General features: G+C 45.4%; 14 protein-coding genes and 3 pseudogenes. 11 read left to right on the top strand and 6 right to left on the bottom strand.

Annotation, left to right across the window (positions count from 1 at the left end):
- Nucleotides 1-188: 188 nt before the first annotated feature.
- Nucleotides 189-1,697 (bottom strand): leucyl aminopeptidase, encoded by a 1,509-nt coding sequence (gene pepA / locus FM037_RS22710; protein ID WP_144047877.1) that lies wholly within the window; start codon nt 1,695-1,697, stop codon nt 189-191.
- A gap of 222 nt (nt 1,698-1,919) precedes the next feature.
- On the opposite strand from pepA, the gene lptF reads away from it, so the two are divergent.
- The 6 genes and pseudogenes from lptF to FM037_RS22680 all read left to right on the top strand — a co-directional run bounded on the left by lptF (nt 1,920) and on the right by FM037_RS22680 (nt 7,885).
- A complete protein-coding gene (gene lptF, locus FM037_RS22705; RefSeq protein WP_144047876.1) occupies nt 1,920-3,032 on the top strand; it encodes an LPS export ABC transporter permease LptF in 1,113 nt (370 codons plus the stop codon).
- Nucleotides 3,029-4,087: an LPS export ABC transporter permease LptG gene (lptG, locus tag FM037_RS22700; protein WP_144047875.1), complete on the top strand. Its 1,059-nt coding sequence runs from the start codon at nt 3,029-3,031 to the stop codon at nt 4,085-4,087. Before lptF ends, lptG begins: the two co-directional genes overlap by 4 nt.
- A 443-nt stretch (nt 4,088-4,530) precedes the next feature.
- The gene (locus FM037_RS22695) at nt 4,531-4,869 is read left to right on the top strand and encodes a P-II family nitrogen regulator (protein WP_041419646.1); all 339 of its coding nucleotides are present in this window, start codon (nt 4,531-4,533) and stop codon (nt 4,867-4,869) included.
- A gap of 12 nt (nt 4,870-4,881) precedes the next feature.
- Nucleotides 4,882-6,131: pseudogene (locus FM037_RS22690) on the top strand (ammonium transporter).
- A 124-nt stretch (nt 6,132-6,255) separates the two neighbouring features.
- Nucleotides 6,256-6,612 carry a hypothetical protein gene (locus tag FM037_RS22685; protein ID WP_144047874.1) on the top strand — a complete coding sequence of 119 codons (357 nt, stop codon included), beginning with the start codon at nt 6,256-6,258 and terminating at the stop codon, nt 6,610-6,612.
- A gap of 113 nt (nt 6,613-6,725) precedes the next feature.
- Nucleotides 6,726-7,885 (top strand): annotated as a pseudogene (locus tag FM037_RS22680) (tetratricopeptide repeat protein).
- 78 nt (nt 7,886-7,963) lie between these two features.
- Here FM037_RS22680 and FM037_RS22675 read toward each other — a convergent pair.
- Together FM037_RS22675 and FM037_RS22670 are read right to left on the bottom strand one after the other, a co-directional pair.
- The gene (locus FM037_RS22675; RefSeq protein ID WP_144047873.1) at nt 7,964-9,256 is read right to left on the bottom strand and encodes a DUF4785 domain-containing protein; all 1,293 of its coding nucleotides are present in this window, start codon (nt 9,254-9,256) and stop codon (nt 7,964-7,966) included.
- A 9-nt stretch (nt 9,257-9,265) separates the two neighbouring features.
- Nucleotides 9,266-10,138, bottom strand: a complete 873-nt coding sequence (locus FM037_RS22670) for a lipase family protein (protein WP_144047872.1) — start codon at nt 10,136-10,138, stop codon at nt 9,266-9,268.
- Between the two features lie 627 nt (nt 10,139-10,765).
- On the opposite strand from FM037_RS22670, the pseudogene aroG reads away from it, so the two are divergent.
- Nucleotides 10,766-11,820, top strand: a pseudogene (aroG, locus tag FM037_RS22665) (3-deoxy-7-phosphoheptulonate synthase AroG).
- Nucleotides 11,821-11,982: 162 nt separating this feature from the next.
- Here the strand turns inward: aroG and FM037_RS22660 are convergent.
- Entirely contained in the window at nt 11,983-12,159 is a 177-nt protein-coding gene (locus FM037_RS22660) for a hypothetical protein (RefSeq protein ID WP_144047871.1), read from the bottom strand.
- 416 nt (nt 12,160-12,575) lie between these two features.
- Between FM037_RS22660 and FM037_RS22655 the strand changes: the two genes are divergently transcribed.
- Together FM037_RS22655 and FM037_RS22650 are read left to right on the top strand one after the other, a co-directional pair.
- Nucleotides 12,576-14,345: an ABCB family ABC transporter ATP-binding protein/permease gene (locus FM037_RS22655; protein WP_144047870.1), complete on the top strand. Its 1,770-nt coding sequence runs from the start codon at nt 12,576-12,578 to the stop codon at nt 14,343-14,345.
- 166 nt (nt 14,346-14,511) lie between these two features.
- A complete protein-coding gene (locus FM037_RS22650; protein WP_144047869.1) occupies nt 14,512-14,775 on the top strand; it encodes a hypothetical protein in 264 nt (87 codons plus the stop codon).
- Nucleotides 14,776-14,826: 51 nt separating this feature from the next.
- Here the strand turns inward: FM037_RS22650 and FM037_RS22645 are convergent, their stop codons facing one another.
- Nucleotides 14,827-15,030 carry a hypothetical protein gene (locus tag FM037_RS22645; protein WP_144047868.1) on the bottom strand — a complete coding sequence of 68 codons (204 nt, stop codon included), beginning with the start codon at nt 15,028-15,030 and terminating at the stop codon, nt 14,827-14,829.
- A 172-nt stretch (nt 15,031-15,202) separates the two neighbouring features.
- Nucleotides 15,203-15,733 carry a SixA phosphatase family protein gene (locus FM037_RS22640; RefSeq protein ID WP_144047867.1) on the bottom strand — a complete coding sequence of 177 codons (531 nt, stop codon included), beginning with the start codon at nt 15,731-15,733 and terminating at the stop codon, nt 15,203-15,205.
- Nucleotides 15,734-15,870: 137 nt separating this feature from the next.
- Between FM037_RS22640 and FM037_RS22635 the strand changes: the two genes are divergently transcribed.
- Both FM037_RS22635 and FM037_RS22630 read left to right on the top strand, forming a co-directional pair.
- A complete protein-coding gene (locus tag FM037_RS22635; protein ID WP_144047866.1) occupies nt 15,871-16,458 on the top strand; it encodes a DUF5610 domain-containing protein in 588 nt (195 codons plus the stop codon).
- Nucleotides 16,459-16,587: 129 nt separating this feature from the next.
- Entirely contained in the window at nt 16,588-17,337 is a 750-nt protein-coding gene (locus FM037_RS22630) for a ferredoxin--NADP reductase (RefSeq protein WP_144047865.1), read from the top strand.
- Nucleotides 17,338-17,383: the final 46 nt, after the last annotated feature.

Below are 17,383 nucleotides of genomic sequence, written 5' to 3'. Positions count from 1 at the left end.
CTTTGGGTATTAGGATCGGGTCGATTTAGTCTAGATCATAGGCTACAAGAATCCGAACAGATATAAAACGAGTGAAACAGGGAGCTGAGGATTTATACTCATCTCCCTATATCAGGGCGGGACAGAGCCAAATAAAAAGGGCGAAGAGATAATTCTTCGCCCTTTCGGCTTAACTTTTCAAATGTGTGTTATTCCCCTTGAGGAACACCCGCTCGGTTGATCAGGAACTGAGTCAATAGCGGTACCGGACGTCCGGTAGAGCCCTTGTTCGCGCCACTGTTCCAAGCGGTACCGGCAACATCTAAGTGTGCCCAGTTGTACTTCTTGGTGAAGCGAGACAGGAAGCAAGCTGCCGTGATGGCACCAGCGGGACGACCACCAAGGTTAGTCATATCGGCAAATGGGCTTTCAAGATGCTCTTGATACACATCCCATAATGGTAAGCGCCATGCGCGATCGCCACTCTGCTCACCAGCATTTAATAGCTCGTGTGCCAGTGGATTATGACCAGAGAAAAGACCCGAAGCGTGTTTACCCAGTGCGATAACACAGGCACCCGTCAGAGTTGCAGTATCGACAACTAGCTCAGGGTCGAAGCGCTCAACGTAGGTCAATACATCACACAATACCAGGCGACCTTCTGCATCTGTGTTTAACACTTCGACAGTTTGTCCCGACATAGTGGTGAGGATATCACCTGGGCGGTAAGCATTGCTCGATGGCATGTTTTCACAGCCAGCAAGAATACCGATCACATTGATTTTAAGATTCAGGTCACAAAGGGCTTTCATTGCACCGATAACACCGGCGGCTCCGCCCATGTCGTACTTCATTTCATCCATGGCTTCGCCAGGCTTAAGTGAAATACCACCAGAGTCGAATGTCAGACCTTTACCAATAAGAACAATCGGCTTCTGAGTGCTGTCGACTGCGCCCTTGTACTCCATCACAGTCATGATGGATTCGTTGACACTGCCACGGCCCACTGCAAGGTACGAGTTCATGCCCAACTTGGCCATTTGCTCTTCACCTAAGGTGGTCACAGTTAGCTCTTCACAGACTTCACCCATTTGGCGAGCTTGTGATGCTAGATAGGCTGGATTACAGATGTTAGGCGGCATGTTGGCAACATCACGACAAAGATGCATACCGGCTGACACGGCCATACCGTGTTCGATTGCGCGCTCACCCACGGCCAGTTCACGGCGTGTAGGTACATTGAAGACTAGCTTACGTAGCGGACGGCGAGTCTCACCCTTATTGGTCTTCAATACATCGAAGTTGTATAGGCTGTTCTGTGTAGTTTCAACGGCTTCACGAACTTTCCAGTAAGTATCACGGCCCTTCACGTGCAGTTCAGTTAGGAAGCAAACGGCTTCCATTGAACCAGTTTCGTTAAGCGTAGTGATGGTTTTGTTGATGATCTGCTTGTATTGACGCTCATCGAGCTCGCGTTCTTTACCACAGCCAACCAAAAGCACACGTTCACTGAGAACATTAGGCACATGATGTAAAAGAAGCATCTGCCCTGGCTTGCCTTCGAGATCCCCACGACGAAGTAAGTTGCTAATGTAGCCCTCACTAATTTTATCAAGCTGCTCAGCAATACCCGATAGGCGCCTTGGTTCATATACGCCAACCACTATACAGGCTGAACGCTGTTTTTCCGGACTACCGCTCTTAACGCTAAACTCCATGAGCTCTCCTAGATTCTTAAAGACAAATTTTATTATTTATTAGATAATGTCTGCTTGTGCCCCAAAACGGGCCTAAATTTGGTACATCAAAGTTTATTTTTTTAGGTGTTTTCATACCATATTTAGTTAATGGCTGGTTACAAAACTACCAAAAGTAGACAGTCTACATGAAAGTTAACCTGATACCAGCATAATTATAAGTTTAGGGACCGGATCCAGCCTGTGATTGTATTTAGATATTTGATTAGAGAAGTTTTCAAGGCACAAATAGCCGTTCTTACAGTACTTTTAGCTATTTTTATAAGCCAACATTTTGTTCGTGTACTCGCAGATGCATCTGACGGAGAATTTCCTGCTTCGTTAGTCATGACATTATTGGGTCTTAATTTACCTTATCTGGCAGTTTTGGTGATACCGCTGAGTTTATTTCTCGGTATTTTAATGGCTCATGGCCGAATGTATGCCGACAGTGAAATGGTTATTCTTCACGGCGTGGGAGTGAGTGAGTGGTACATCACTCGAGTGACCCTGTTGTTGGCCGTAGGCAATATGATTTTTACCGGTATGCTGTCGATTTATGTGACACCTTGGGCCGAAGAGAAGCAGAATCAGGTACTCGAGCATGCTCAGTCAGAAGCGGGGCTGGCAGCCATCACTCAGGGACGTTTTCAAACCAGTCCCAATGGCAGAGCCGTGCTTTTTGTCGAACGAATTGGTCGCAATAACGAGCTGAAAAAGGTGTTCGTAGCACAACTACCAGACCCAGATGATGAATCAGGTATCAGTAATATCGTCGTTGCCGAAGGTGGTAAGGTCATCGAGGATGAGACTGGTGGTCAGCGCTTGCAACTGAGTGACGGTGTGCAATACCAAGCGACGCCTAAGCAAGTGGATTTTCAGATCATCGAGTTCGGCAGCTACCAGATGCAGATCAAGGAGCAACCGGTCGATGAACGCCGTCGTAAGCTCTCCGCCATGCCTATTAAAGAGCTGATGGATATAGAGGGACCCGCGGCAACGGCTGAATTTCATTGGCGTCTGGCCATTCCTTTAGCTATCCCCTTAATGACCCTTATTGCCGTGCCTATGGCCAGGGTTAATGTGCGTCAGGGCAAGTTCGCCAAGATGTTCCCGGCAATTCTACTCTATCTGGGGTATTTTGGTCTGATGATTGCTGGGCGTAAAGCGCTGGAAGACGGCGTGATACCTGAGTATCTGGGGATGTGGTGGATACATGCATCCGCCCTCTTCATGGGGATACTGCTCTTAGGCAAAGAGCGTCCTTCCGGTGTTAAACTGAGCGGGATATTTAAGCGCAAGAGGGTCAGTGCGTGAAAATATTAGATTTATATATCGCCAGAACTTTAGTCAGCAGCTCGGCCCTGTGTCTGCTTATTCTCACCGGTCTGTCTGGCATTATAAAATGGGTGGATCAACTTCGTGTCGTAGGTCGTGGTAGCTATACCATGCTAGATGCAGGCATCTATGTGCTGTTTCTTATTCCTCGTGATATCGAGATGTTCTTCCCTATGGCGGTATTACTCGGTGCTTTGATCGGTATGGGTATGCTGGCGTCGGGGTCGGAACTCGTGGTGATGCAGTCTTCTGGCTTGTCTCGCTTTCAAATCACCCTGTCGGCAATGAAGACTGCCGTGCCACTCATGCTGATGATTATGGTGCTCGGTGAGTGGGGAGCGCCGGCGGCGGAAAGGCGCGCTAATGAACTGCAAGCATTCAAGGTATCCGGTGGCAGTCTGATCAAATCGAGTCGTGGGATCTGGGCAAAAGATGGTGATCTGTTCGTCAATATCGGCGAAGTGGAAAATATTAACAGCCTGCGCAATATTACCTTGTATGAGTTTGATAGCACCTTGACCTTAGTGAAGACAATACATGCCGAGCGCGGCGTATACTCAAATGATCACTGGCGTCTTATCGATGTCAGGCAAACAGATTTGACCAAGGACAAGGTGACACTGACCGACCTGACCCTGTATCGCTGGGATTCGACACTGACACCAGATAAGTTGAGTGTCGTCTCGGTCAAGCCCGAATCACTCTCTATTCAAGGTTTGATGGGCTACTTGGACTATCTTAAGTTGAACAATCAAGATTCTGGCCGTTATGAGTTGGCGTTGTGGCGTAAAGTTATGCAGCCCGTCACCGTTGCTGTGATGATGTTGGTGGCGCTCTCATTCGTGTTTGGTCCCTTGAGAACCGTGACCATGGGCGCTCGGGTGTTGTTGGGGGTTATTGCCGGTTTTACCTTCTATATCAGCAGTGAAATCTTCGGACCTCTGACTCTGGTCTATGGCTTGCCTGCCTTCCTCGGCGCCGTGATGCCGGCAGTGATATTCAGTAGCGTAGCGATTTATTTTATTAGAAAATAAATACCAGAATAGTCTTAAGCTATAAGTTGTTAGCCATAAGAGATGGCCCCCTAAAAACATGACACCTTATGTAAACGGTAAGGTGTCATTAAAAAAAACTGCGTAAAACCTCTATTTCAAAATCCACATTCTAAAATCAAAAACTCCCCTATGACATCCGTATCTTAGTCAGCTAATCAGCTAATTCTCTATTGCTCTATTGCCTTTGGGGCTCATTCAATTTAACTCCCGTTACAGGTTGGCTATAGCCATGACAAGCCCAAGTATTTGCGTGCGCTATATTTGTGCGAGGTCCGAATATTCGCACTCGTTTGGTGCATTTGTATTCGATGGTATTTGCCTGGATTTTATTAACTCATTAAAAGTTAATGGTTTGTTGACTTGGCCTGATGATTGAATAGTTAAAACTAGAAATAAATAACCAAAATACCTTGGAGGTCAGAATGAAACTGGTCAGCGCTATCATTAAACCGTTCAAATTGGACGATGTCCGCGAAGCAATTGCTGGTGTGGGTATAGAGGGGATGACAGTTACTGAAGTTAAAGGTTTCGGTCGTCAAAAAGGGCATACCGAGCTGTATCGAGGCGCCGAGTATCAGGTGGACTTCCTCCCTAAGGTTAAATTAGACATTGCGACCAAGGCCGAGAATCTTGAGTTGTTAATTGAATCGATTACCAATGCTGCCCGTACCGGCAAGATTGGAGATGGCAAAATTTTTGTCACCGACCTAGAACAGGTTATCCGTATCCGTACGGGCGAGACCGATAGCGAAGCATTATAAGGGAGAAGCGTGATGGAAGATTTAGCCAAATTAGGGGTGACAGTTTCTGAATTAAGGTTCGCTCTGGATACCTTTTATTTCTTGATTTCTGGTGCGTTAGTCATGTGGATGGCGGCCGGTTTTGCCATGCTGGAGGCCGGACTCGTACGCTCCAAAAACACCACAGAAATTCTCACCAAGAATGTGTGTCTGTATTCGATTGCCTGCGTGATGTATCTGATCGTGGGATATAACATCATGTATGTCGATAACGGTGAAGGTGGCTGGTTACCTTCTATCGGTACATTTATTGGCAGTCAAGCCGATGATGCAGATCATGCACTCGAGTCTGATTTCTTCTTTCAGGTGGTGTTTGTCGCTACCGCTATGTCCATCGTTTCCGGTGCGGTTGCCGAGCGCATGAAACTATGGGCTTTCTTAGCTTTCTCTGTCGTAATGACAGCCTTTATTTATCCAGTTGAGGGTTATTGGACCTGGGGCGGTGGCTTCCTGTCTGAGGCTGGATTTGTCGATTTCGCCGGCAGTGGTATCGTTCATATGGCTGGTGCGGCTGCAGCGATTGCCGGCGTTCTTTTGTTGGGTGCCCGTAAGGGGAAATATGGGCCAAATGGCCAAATCAACCCAATCCCGGGGTCAAACTTACCTATGGCGACTCTGGGTATGTTTATACTGTGGATGGGATGGTTTGGCTTTAACGGTGGCTCACAGTTACTGTTATCCGATACAGAAAACGCAACCGCGGTGGCTAAAATTTTCCTTAATACCAATTCTGCGGCGGCATTTGGCGCAGTGTCGGCACTCGTCGTCTGTAAGATGGTGTGGGGAAAGGCAGATCTGACCATGATACTCAATGGCGCATTAGCTGGACTCGTGGCTATTACTGCCGATCCCTTATCACCTTCAATTTCCTTTGCGGCCGTGATAGGCCTGATTGCCGGTGGTCTGGTCATTTTCTCCATTGTGGCGTTAGACAGGCTTAAGATTGATGATCCCGTGGGTGCTATTTCGGTTCACGGTGTGGCGGGTTTCTTCGGTCTGATGTTCGTGCCGCTGTCTAACGCCGATGCGACTGTCTTAGGTCAACTCTATGGGGCTGGCGTTATCTTTGCCTGGGTATTCTCAGCCTCTTTTGTAGTCTGGTATGTGCTTAAGTTGACCATGGGATCCGTGTTACCGAAGAGGACGAGTATAAGGGGATGGATGCAGCAGATTGTGGCATAGATGCCTACCCTGAGTTCGTGTCAGTCAAGAGTGCTCGTTAAAATAGGCAAGAGCTTATACTTGTAAGGCGCAGCTATTCACCAATCAAACAGGGCATTATGCCCTGTTTTTTTGTATCATGAAGAGAAGACCTATGTGCTTTAAACATGAACGGGGCAGCCAGAGATGAGATTTTTCAAGACGCTTGGTAAGACGAGTTTAGCTTTCTTCACCTTAGGCGTACTATGCTTGTCGGCGCTAAGCTATGCCGGACAAGTCGTGGTCCGCAAGTCCAGCGAGCCATTTGATGCCTTTGCCGTGAGAGATCAGGTTTTACGGGATCATCAATGGCAAGAAGCCCTCAGAATGCAGCAACAGATCCAGATCTTACAAGCCCTTCCCACAGGATGTATCTTACTGGCTAGACCCTACGCCTATTATTCCTGCCATGGCTTATTTTATCGGCCTTATCAGTATCAGAATCGGGATGTCTATATTCAGGTGGATGCGGTTGGCGATCAGGCTGACCCTGTTATCAAGTGATCTTGCTGCTAAAACAACGGACTTGTTAACTTTTTGTAACTTTTATTTTCTGCGTGTTTTTTCATCATGACGTAAGCTACACCAAGGATATCGAAACTTAAGGCTTGAGACCTATGGTGAAAATCCCGTCCGCAATTATTGTACTACTGCTCCTCCAGGCCTGCACTGCTAGCCCTGAGCCGAAACACATCAGTAATATCAGCCAATATTTCTATGATGAACACTTCGATATGGTCACTGGATTACCCCCGCCGAAAGCCTGTTACGCCTTCCCGACTCGGCGAAGAGTGAGGTGTACAGGCAATTTAGGCGGGCCACAACATTAAGTAATAACGACATCTTGCCCCATGAGTGGTTAGCCAATTATATCGATGCCGAAAATGGTGGGTTCGAGTATCGAGACTATAGGACGCGAACTGCGGCACAAACCTATGGCGATCGCGCCGGAAATTGCATGTCTCTGGTGTTACTCACGGCGGCATTAGCCGATGTTGTCGGAGTGGATGTAGAGTTCCAGGACATTGAAGTGCCACCAGTGTGGGACAAACAGGGCAATTTTTATCTGATCAACGGCCATGTTAATTTACGTTTAATCCCCAGAACCCGCTCTGATAGGATATTTGTGTCAAAAAGGGCGATACAGATAGATTTTCTGCCTGAGAGAGCGGTGAGGGCGTATAACAAGATAAGAGTGGATAAGCAGACCGTGCTTGCTATGTTTTATAATAATGTTGCGGCCGAGTCGTTGGTGCTTGGTGATTATGACAGAGCCTATGGCCTGTTAAAGTTAGGCCTGCAACAGCAAGGCGATTATGTCCCAGCCTTGAACACCTTAGCGGTACTTTATCGTTATAAAGGCTTAGAACAGCAAGCGGAAATCTTGTACAAACTGGCATTAAGTATCAGTGATCACAATATGAATGCCTTATATAATTATGCCATCTTATTGGGTTCCCAAGACAGGTTAGATGAGTGGGCAAAAATTCATAAAGTCCTCGAGTTAGATCGAATAGCCAATCCTTATTATTACTATGATATGGCGCAGCAAGCGTATTTCGAGAGAGAATATCAAGATGCATTACTCTGGTATAAGAGGGCGGTAGATAAGGCAGATTATCGTCACGAATTTTACTTTGGTCTGTCCCGGGCTTATTGGGCCACAGGGGATGAACGTCTGGCGAAGAAGAATATGGAGAAAGCCTTGAGCCTTACTCGAGATGAGAATAATAAGGTCAGGTATCAAGCTAAGTTACACGCGATGAGAAGCCACTAATGTCGGCGTCTATAAACAGAGAAAGCACTCTTTTGAGTGCTTTCTCTGTTTATAGAGCGAATGTGTTACCCACAGTCATTATTGTTCGAGTATCAGGGCCTCTTGCTGATAACTCAACCTGGCCATCTGTCCCTGATCTTTAAGCTCCAAGCCCATTAATTTGAAGGGAGTGCTCAACCCGGACTCCTGGATTAATAGCGGATCTAATTTCAGTAGCATTGCTGAATTATCTAAGGTAAGCCAGTTTGCCGACTCGGTTTTTAAAATCGTTTTATCTTGGCCTGAGGCATCGCTTCCTGTCAGGTAACCAGACAGGGCGAAGCGACCCTCCTCGGCGATATCTAAGCTAAAGGAGATGCTAATGGGGACACCTTCTCGCCAGCGAGTGTTCACTTGTTGCTGGATCTTGGCCGAAGGCACGAATTGTTTGAAGGCTGTTTTCACGGTTCTGATGACCTCGATGCCGTTAACAAGAGTCTGTGTGTCAATTTGAATCTCACTCAACCCTCGATTACTGCTCGGCATGGCTAAGGTGTCGGGTAGTTGTGCCTGCCACTGGCCATTATTAGACACAAGCTTGAGAGTCTGATAACTACCATCTGAGTGCTTTAAGCTCGCCGTGGGCTTGAGTGAGTGATCGCTATTAGTCAGTGAAACATTAAAATCCAGGCTCCGGGCTTGACTCGATACCCTGAATTTACTGGTGAGCATGAGTTGATAGGGTGAGTGTTTCTCTTTCACATTCACCAGATAACTGGACTTAGGGGCTAAGTGTTCAGATACCTTAAGTTGATATTTTCCTGGCTTAGCGCTGGAAGACATGGTCAGGGCGCTGGAATCATCTGTGAGACCGGCTGTTGCTAAGGCTTGGGGATCCGCCAGAGAATGAATATTGGATGAAGACTTACTGGCACCCGGTTTGTTATTCAGATTAATCAGTTGGATCCTATCGGGAGAGATGGCCTGGCTATGCATCAAGGAGCCTGAACTCGTGTCCGCTCTGGGTGAGATGCGAATAACGCTGGAGGCTTGACTGATGGATAGACTCACGCCACGATTTAACTCGGCGCCTGTGACTGTGGTCCAATATTCATCACTGCTGCTTGAATGTGAACTAGGTGGTGGGCTTATGCTCAATGTCTTAGATGGCACACTGATAAAGCTTAAGGATTCTCTGCTGCTGTTAATCGGTGGCAGTTGAGGCTCTGTGACGTCTGTGACACTAAAGTCTCCCTGTTGAGGCAAGGACAATGATGTCTGTGTGAAGCTCTGAGTTTGAGTATCGGGAGCCGATGTAGCGGTTTCATCCTGACAGGCTGTCAGAAGGGGCGTTATCGATAATGTCACCAGCATAAATGGGAAAATTTTCATGTTTGACTCCTATATATGGTTGCGGATCAAGCTGTCGAGATTGAAACAAGCTCGTCTGCTTTGTTGGTGACTCAAGGGTTCTCTTCCTGCCGTTTTTTGTTTATCGGTAAACCAAACAGTGCCGGCAGCACTCTGAGAACTGCACTCTAAGAATCCGTCGGAGCAATCATCTAACCAGTTCTGTGTGGTTTCGAGCGCGACTTGATATTGGTAGCCTGCACAGTAGCTGTCACCGTCCCAGATCGCCGAATCTACATCCGAGCCCACCACGACTTCAAATGGCTTCCCCAGACTCGGACGATTCTGAGTCCCGTTAAGCCAGGTGCTGTTGTAGTAGCTCATCCAACTGACTTGTTGTTGCTTGACCGCGTCACTGCCATAACCTAATAGCCAGCCTAAGGTTGTTTCAAAGACACTGCCTTGATTCACCGCATCTGCTAATGGAGTGCCGCCACTAGAGGGAGCCAGGGCTATGACTCGGCTGGTGGCATTGATAATGTCTATGTAGCGGCCATCCCAGGTGGGATTAGATAATATCCATCTGACAATATTGCCACCATTGGAATGGGTGACCATGAGTAGATCATCGATATTCTTATTCTGAATAAATGTGTGCAGCTGGTTCGCCAAACAACCGGCGGCGGCTTCATCCCACATGTATTGATCGAAATTACAGTTGATTACTTGATAGTTAGCGGGTTCGGGCATACCTTGTCTGACGGAGTCGATAAACTCCCGGGACCAATAATCATTTGCGGCATCGGTTTGATCACCAGTGCCATGGATAAACACTATGCCGCTGGCGCCATAGCTGAATGGACTGAATATTAATGGGCTGGATATAAACAGGCCCAAGAGTATTAGCTTGTAATAGTTTTTCATTGGGTTATCTCTTTTTAGTATGTTACTCAGGTATGAGGTCTTATGTCCGACCTCTTTGGTTAACCTAGTGGCTGATAATTGAACAATCAAGCAGAAGTGGCAGTACATTAGTACCAGTTAATATGACTGCTAAGGTATTTTGTTTTAAACGTTTTCTGGACGTTAGCTATTAAACAGCTTGGCTAGGTATATTTAACTGATAGGTGTTTGAAATTATTTCAATGAATAGCGAAATGGGTCTTAGCCGTAGTTATTGCCAAATTTGTCCAGATTGAGTAAACCTAAGGTTGAATTAGCCAGCTAATCTGATTTTCTAATTCAACACATTTCAACCTATAGCTTAGTTTTCACTAAGTTAGCTCAGAGATATGTTTGTTTGCCCTTGAATGATTCTTAAATACAATAAAAATCATGGGTTTATTTTAATTAACTCATTGTTTATGCCGGGTATCCTCTTCTTTAATTGAAATCGCGATCATTTTTTATCTTTATATAACAATCGGTTGGTTATTATTTCTTGTTCATGGCTATATCTTGTTGCATTACGGGACAATACTGGATAAATTGAACTTAGTAGCGCAATTGAGAGAAGTCTGTTTTAACGATAGCCGGAGTGAGTTTATTACCATGTATTACAAAAATGATGACGTTCGAATTAACAAGATCAAAGAATTACTGCCACCAATCGCAATATTTGAGCGATTTCCGGCGACTGAGAATGCATCGGCTACCGTTTTTAACGCACGCGAAAACATCCATCAGATCTTGAAGAAAAATGATGACCGTCTATTGGTTGTCATTGGTCCATGTTCAATCCATGATCCTCAAGCTGCGCTAGAGTATGGTGAGCGTTTAGTAAAGTTGCGTGAGCAATACAAAGATCAGTTAGAGATTGTTATGCGAGTCTATTTCGAAAAGCCCCGCACCACAGTGGGTTGGAAGGGACTGATTAACGATCCATATATGGACAATAGCTTCAGGCTAAACGATGGGCTGAGAACCGCGCGTAAATTATTGCTGGATCTCAACGATCTTGGCATACCTACGGCGGGTGAGTTTCTCGATATGATCACCCCCAATATGTTGCCGATCTTATGTGTTGGGGAGCGATTGGCGCGAGAACCACAGAGTCGCAAGTACATCGTGAATTGGCTTCGGGTCTGTCCTCTCCGGTAGGTTTTAAGAATGGTACCGATGGCACTATTAAGGTTGCCATTGACGCCATAGGTGCTGCGAGTGCGCCTCATCACTTCTTATCTGTGACTAAGTTCGGTCACTCGGCTATCGTCGAGACCAAAGGTAATTCGGACTGCCATATCATCCTACGGGGTGGTAAGGAACCAAATTACAGCAAGGAGCATGTGAGTACCATCAGTGGGCAACTTGAGAAGGCCGGGTTAGACATTAATATCATGATCGATTTCAGCCATGCCAATAGCTCCAAGCAGTTTAAGCGCCAAATGCTGGTAGGAGATGATGTGGCTGCTCAAGTCTCTAAAGGTAATCATGGGATATTTGGTGTCATGATCGAGAGTAACCTCATCGAAGGCCGTCAAGATTATATTGAAGGCCAACCTCTGTGTTATGGCCAGAGTATTACCGATGCCTGCATCGGCTGGGATGATACTGAGTCAATTTTAGAGACACTTAATCAGAGCATTATTGCCCGTCGCTCGGCTTGATCGCTTATTGTAACTAGAGATTAAGATAGAGACAAAAAAGGAGACCTAGGTCTCCTTTTTTGTCCATGGAAGTATTTATCCGTGATCGCAGGGATAGCGAAAGAGGGGATTTGTGTGTTCAGTAGGAAGTGAAAAATTTCATCTTAACCTAGAATGAATGGATTAACCTTGGTTATGATTGACCAGATATTCATTGGCTTTCGCTAAGCTTCCGAATGAAGCGATAAGATTATTTTGGCCTTTCTGTTGAATGTCTGAGTCTCCGGATTGGGTCATCATCCATATCCAGGTCTGGATGAGTGGCAACGGCGGATATTGAACTTTAGGTGAATCCAGCATGTTTGCTTCCTTTAAAATCGCGTATAAGGGCTGGTCGTTTCCCTTACTTGGTCTGCGTTAAAAAAGAGTATCAAATTATTTTATTGTATTTAACAATAAACGCTACGTTTTAACGATTTTGCAAAAATAATTGCTTTAAGTAGTTCCTTTGTACTATTGGAAATGACGATTTGTAAGCCTAAAGTGCCACTTGGTGGTGACGAGGTGTCTACCGATTAAAGGTTTAGTTGGCTGAATAACTCAGAAAATAGACGTTACACTAGGGAAGCACAGGTGATGTTTATATTTAAAAGTGAACAAACCCTAGCGGCTTATGCTTTAAACTATCATTTGTATGGTTAAACATAGGGTCTTTACTGGTCGGCGACTAGTCTTTGCCTCCTGGGATGCTCAACTTGTATTAGGATTGATAATAAATGCGACCCTCTCTTTATTTCGATGGACCCATAGATAAATTGAATATCCATGTGTTGAAGCTGATTTGGCCCTACCTGTTAGAGTTTAAACAAAGGGTGATTCTGGCCTTATTATGTTTGATTATCGCAAAAGTCGCCAGCGTCTCTCTCCCCTTCATATTAAAGTCTCTGGTGGACGGCTTAAGTGCTGCATCACCCGAGCAATTGCTTAGTGTGCCTATTGCCTTGGTCGTTGCCTATGGCGGACTCAGGTTACTTAATACCTTGATTTCAGAGGTCAGAGATACCTTGTTTGGCCGTGTGACCGAGCGGGCCATCAGAAGGCTGGGACTCAATGTTTTCGAACATCTCCACCGTCTCGACTTAGAATTTCATCTGGAGCGAAGAACCGGAGGTTTGTCCCGGGATATAGAAAGAGGTACCAGCGGCATCAACTTTCTGATGCGCTTTATGGTGTTTAATATCGTGCCTACGATATTAGAAATAGCCTTAGTCGTCGGCATCTTTTTTTATAATTATGGTATCGCCTTTGCGGCAATCACCTTAGGTTCTGTCTTGGCTTATGGACTGTTTTCTGTACTTGCAACTGAATGGCGTACCGAGTACGTGCGAGAAGCCGCTAAGGCGGATTCACACTCTAATACCCGTGCCATCGATAGCCTGCTGAATTATGAAACGGTTAAGTATTTTAATAATGAAGCCTATGAGGCGAGACGTTACGATGAAGCGTTAGAAGAGTGGGAGCATGCAAAACGGAAAAACCGTCTGTCACTGTTTGCCCTCAATGTGGGTCAAGCGCTGATTATTTCGGTGGCAATGACTATGATGTTGGCACTCGCCGCCTATAATGTGGTGCAAGGCGTGATGACCATAGGTGATTTCGTGTTGGTTAATGCCTTTATGATGCAACTTTTCATCCCGCTCAATTTCTTAGGGTTCGTGTATCGGGAAATTCGCGGCGCCTTAGCCAATATTGAGAGGATGTTCGGCCTGTTGAAACGGGTTCCTCTGATTCAGGATAAAGAAGGTGCCAAAGAGGTCTGTCTGGGAGCTGGAGAGTTGAAGTTCGAGTCTGTTAGCTTCAGCTATAATACTCGTCAAATTCTGAAAGATGTAAATTTTACCATTTTGCCCGGACAGAAAGTCGCTATCGTAGGGGATAGTGGGGCGGGTAAGTCTACTATCGTTAAACTGCTTTTTCGTTTCTATGATGTTGAAAAAGGCTGTATTAGCTTAGATGGCGTCAATATCAATAACTTGACTCAAGATGCACTTCGTCAGGCTATCGCCATAGTCCCACAAGATACAGTGTTGTTTAATGACTCTTTGCTAGAAAATATTCGCTACGGACGTCCCGATGCCAGCGATGAGGAGATTCAGCAGGTCATTAACATGGCGCATCTGTCTCATTTCATTGAGACCTTGCCCGAAGGCTGGAATACCCCAGTGGGAGAGAGGGGCTTGAAGTTATCAGGCGGGGAGAAACAGAGGGTCGCTATCGCCAGGGCTATTTTAAAGGGCTCGCCTCTTTTGGTGTTTGATGAAGCGACGTCTTCATTAGATAGCCAATCGGAACAGGCCATATTAAATGCACTGAAAGAGGTGGCTAAAGGGCATACCAGCTTAGTTATTGCCCATAGACTCTCTACCGTTGTCGATGCGGATCAAATCTTGGTGTTGAGCCAAGGACAATTTGTCGAAACGGGTAACCATGAGTCACTTTTAGCCAATGATGGTTTATATGCTAAGTTATGGAACATTCAAAACTGATGTTATACCTAGTGAATATAAATCTACAGACTGACGGAACAATGCTGTAGAATATTCAATATTAGTTAATATAAATGCATATGATTGGTTAATAGTTCAGCATTAGTTCAGGTTCAGTTTGTATAATTACCCTATAAACTGGAAAAAATACGGTGAGATGATAACTATGAAGAATATTCCTTTACAGGTAAACATTGAAGGTCAAGACAGTTTCGTTGATACCGATTGGTTAGCGATAATGGCGACGCTTAAGAAGCGTGGCCTGGAACAAGATGAGTTGTTGAGTCTCTACCTTGAGCTGACATCAGGAATGAGAGTCACGACTCGTGGTCTTAGTCTTGCTAAATTGAATCCTAGTATGGAGGTTCATGGCTTGATTAGAGAGACTAAATTTTCTGCCAATGATTATGCGGGAATGATGGTGGGCTAACTTACTCGATGCTTTTTATTGTCGATTCAGATAATTGGAGAGCGTGCCAGTTTAACCCGCTTTCCAGCCATCACAAGCAATATGAGGCAAGTTTTGGTTAGCTTTAGTTAATGGATCAAATAGACTCAGACTGATAATCTCTCCCTGACGAAAACATACAGACTCCCCTTCGATTACGGTCAGACGATCACAGTTATTGCAGTTCAGAGCACGTTTCTTGGTCGATGGTTTTTGGCTCTCATATTCTGAGTTCAACTTAGCTCTCCCTGTGGTTTTCTGTTGTCGGTCATTCTAGAAAGCAGAGATTCTGCAGTAAGAATCGATAAATATCCAGTGTAGATTATTATATTCATCGCGAAATAGAGCAATTATACTTATAGCTAACCCTCTATCGTTTTCTTCCCACTGAGTCCCTCTGATTTCGACGCTATTCTAGCCGTGTAAACTCAACTTCTCCTGAACTGTATATCTTAAGCTCATAGATATTCGAGTATTGATTCTCATCTAAGTCATCAATTTTGGGCCCGCCTAAAGCTGAAATTATCATAGGTATGGTGTTAGAGTGTCCGGCAATGAGCACATCGCCAGCTTGTGCCTCGATGGTGTTAACCGTCGCGATTATATGGGCCTCTAGTCCGGATTTCACATCAATCACTTTGATTGGAATACCTAAGGATTCACTTATGGGGAGTAAGGTTTCCTGAGTCCGTTTGAAGGGTGAGGCGAGTAATTGACTAAATCGGTAGTGTTTCAGTTTATTGACTAGTCGCTCAGCTCTTATTTTTCCAGCCTGGCTAAGGCTTGGGTCTTTATCTTCGCCGGCCGATTTTTCCGCATGCCTGATTAGCACTAAGGTTTTACGCACTTCTAATCGGTCTTGGTTATGGACCTCTGTGGCATTGGCGCTAAGGGATAGTGTCAGGCTGAGGGCCAAAATTACGTATATTAATCTCATCATGATGTTATTTATTGAAGGTTTGCAGTTACATTAGCGAAATGTATAACAATAAAACAGCAATAGGATGGATTAATGCTAAAGCTGGTCGGAAAATAGCCGATAATGGTTAGGTAGAGATATCATCTTGAGAGGCAGTTATGGAAATCAACACCCATGGGACAGAAGTGTCGCGAGTCGCCCGCGATAAATCTGACTCGACAGATAATCACGGTAAAAATGTATCAGATATTGCGCGTAAAGAAACGGCTTTTGCAACCAGTAAACACTTGATGAATACGGCGATTATTTCGGCGCAGCAAGAGGTGAATCTTAGTTCCAGTGATGAGCCTATGATATTACTGTATCGCGCGGCAATAGAAGCCATAAATGAAGAGCTAGCTCCTACCATGGGGGAAAATGCTCTGCAAACTGCCTACGCTAATGGTATCGATACTTCACCTGAAGCTACGGCAGAAAGAATCGTGAGTTTTGCGACTCAGTTCTTCAGCCTACATCAGGGACAAAATGCTAATATGGGATTCGATGAGCAGCTTGACTCTTTTATGGAGATCATTGGTGGCGCCATCGATAAGGGATTTGGTGAGGCCAGGGAGATCTTAAAGGGGCTGCAAGTGCTCGAAGGTGATATCGCCGATGGCGTAGATCAGACCTATTCATTAGTGCAAGAAGGGCTGCAGGAATTCAGAGACAGTTTTAACCAGCTTGATGAAACTGAAGACGCTTAAGCGATAATGTGTGAGCCCGGTCGTTTAACCCGATGATTCAATAGATCGCGATATTATCTTTAATTCATTAGATAAGCGTTAAGCTTTATGCTAAAGATCAATTAGTTGAATTTGTAGCTGGAGCTATGCATGTGGATTGAAGGTGAAGTCGTCGGACGCGTCGATTGGAATGATAAACTGTTTTCATTGAAGATAAGAGCCGATGTTCAGCCTTTTATCGCCGGTCAATTTATCAAACTTAGTCAGGTTATGGGTGATAAACGTGTGGGCAGGGCCTACTCAATTGTTAACTCGCCAGGCGGTGACATCATAGAGGTATTGGCTGTTTCGGTCGAAGACGGCCAACTTTCTCCTAATCTGCAGCAACTCAAGGTGGGTGATAAACTCGATGTCTCACCTAAAGCCTCTGGTTTTATGACCTTAGAGGAGATCCCCAACACCTCTTTTGAAGGCAAGCAGTTGTGGTTATTAGCAACGGGTACGGCTGTAGGCCCCTTTATCTCTATGCTGGAAACGGATGAGCCTTGGAATAGGTTTGAAACTGTGGTCTTAGTTTATGGAGTACGGTTAGCGGAAGATCTGGCTTACAAGGAGCAGCTGTTACAGCTTGAGCGACGCTATCCTAATCAATTCAAACTGGTATTTTCCGTTACACGGGAAGACTTGCCCGAAGCAATACAGACTCGTATCTCGATTGGGATTCAAAGCGGAGAGATACAGAAACTTGTCGGAGTCGAGATCACGGCACAGGATTCACAAGTCATGCTTTGCGGTAACCCGGATATGATATCTGATACCAATAAAATCTTGCTCGATATGGGCTTGGCCAAGAACCTGAGACGTGCGCCGGGCCAGATAACGGTAGAGAAATATTGGTGATAGACCCGCTTATTTTAGTGCATATCTAAACACAAGACATGGAAAT

The sequence above is a fragment of the Shewanella psychropiezotolerans genome (assembly GCF_007197555.1).
In the GTDB taxonomy this organism is placed as follows: Bacteria; Pseudomonadota; Gammaproteobacteria; order Enterobacterales; family Shewanellaceae; genus Shewanella; species Shewanella psychropiezotolerans.
The sequence above is the reverse complement of the archived record's forward strand: the minus strand, read 5'-3'. Positions and strand labels throughout refer to the sequence as shown.

Coding starts and splice junctions, on each gene's coding strand:
- FM037_RS22650 (WP_144047869.1), top strand. CDS start 14,512: ATGAAGAATATTCCTTTACAGGTAAACATTGAAGGTCAAGACAGTTTC.
- FM037_RS22660 (WP_144047871.1), bottom strand. CDS start 12,159: ATGCTGGATTCACCTAAAGTTCAATATCCGCCGTTGCCACTCATCCAG.
- FM037_RS22640 (WP_144047867.1), bottom strand. CDS start 15,733: ATGATGAGATTAATATACGTAATTTTGGCCCTCAGCCTGACACTATCC.
- pepA (WP_144047877.1), bottom strand. CDS start 1,697: ATGGAGTTTAGCGTTAAGAGCGGTAGTCCGGAAAAACAGCGTTCAGCC.
- FM037_RS22655 (WP_144047870.1), top strand. CDS start 12,576: ATGCGACCCTCTCTTTATTTCGATGGACCCATAGATAAATTGAATATC.
- FM037_RS22685 (WP_144047874.1), top strand. CDS start 6,256: ATGAGATTTTTCAAGACGCTTGGTAAGACGAGTTTAGCTTTCTTCACC.
- FM037_RS22695 (WP_041419646.1), top strand. CDS start 4,531: ATGAAACTGGTCAGCGCTATCATTAAACCGTTCAAATTGGACGATGTC.
- FM037_RS22630 (WP_144047865.1), top strand. CDS start 16,588: ATGTGGATTGAAGGTGAAGTCGTCGGACGCGTCGATTGGAATGATAAA.
- FM037_RS22670 (WP_144047872.1), bottom strand. CDS start 10,138: ATGAAAAACTATTACAAGCTAATACTCTTGGGCCTGTTTATATCCAGC.
- FM037_RS22635 (WP_144047866.1), top strand. CDS start 15,871: ATGGAAATCAACACCCATGGGACAGAAGTGTCGCGAGTCGCCCGCGAT.
- FM037_RS22675 (WP_144047873.1), bottom strand. CDS start 9,256: ATGAAAATTTTCCCATTTATGCTGGTGACATTATCGATAACGCCCCTT.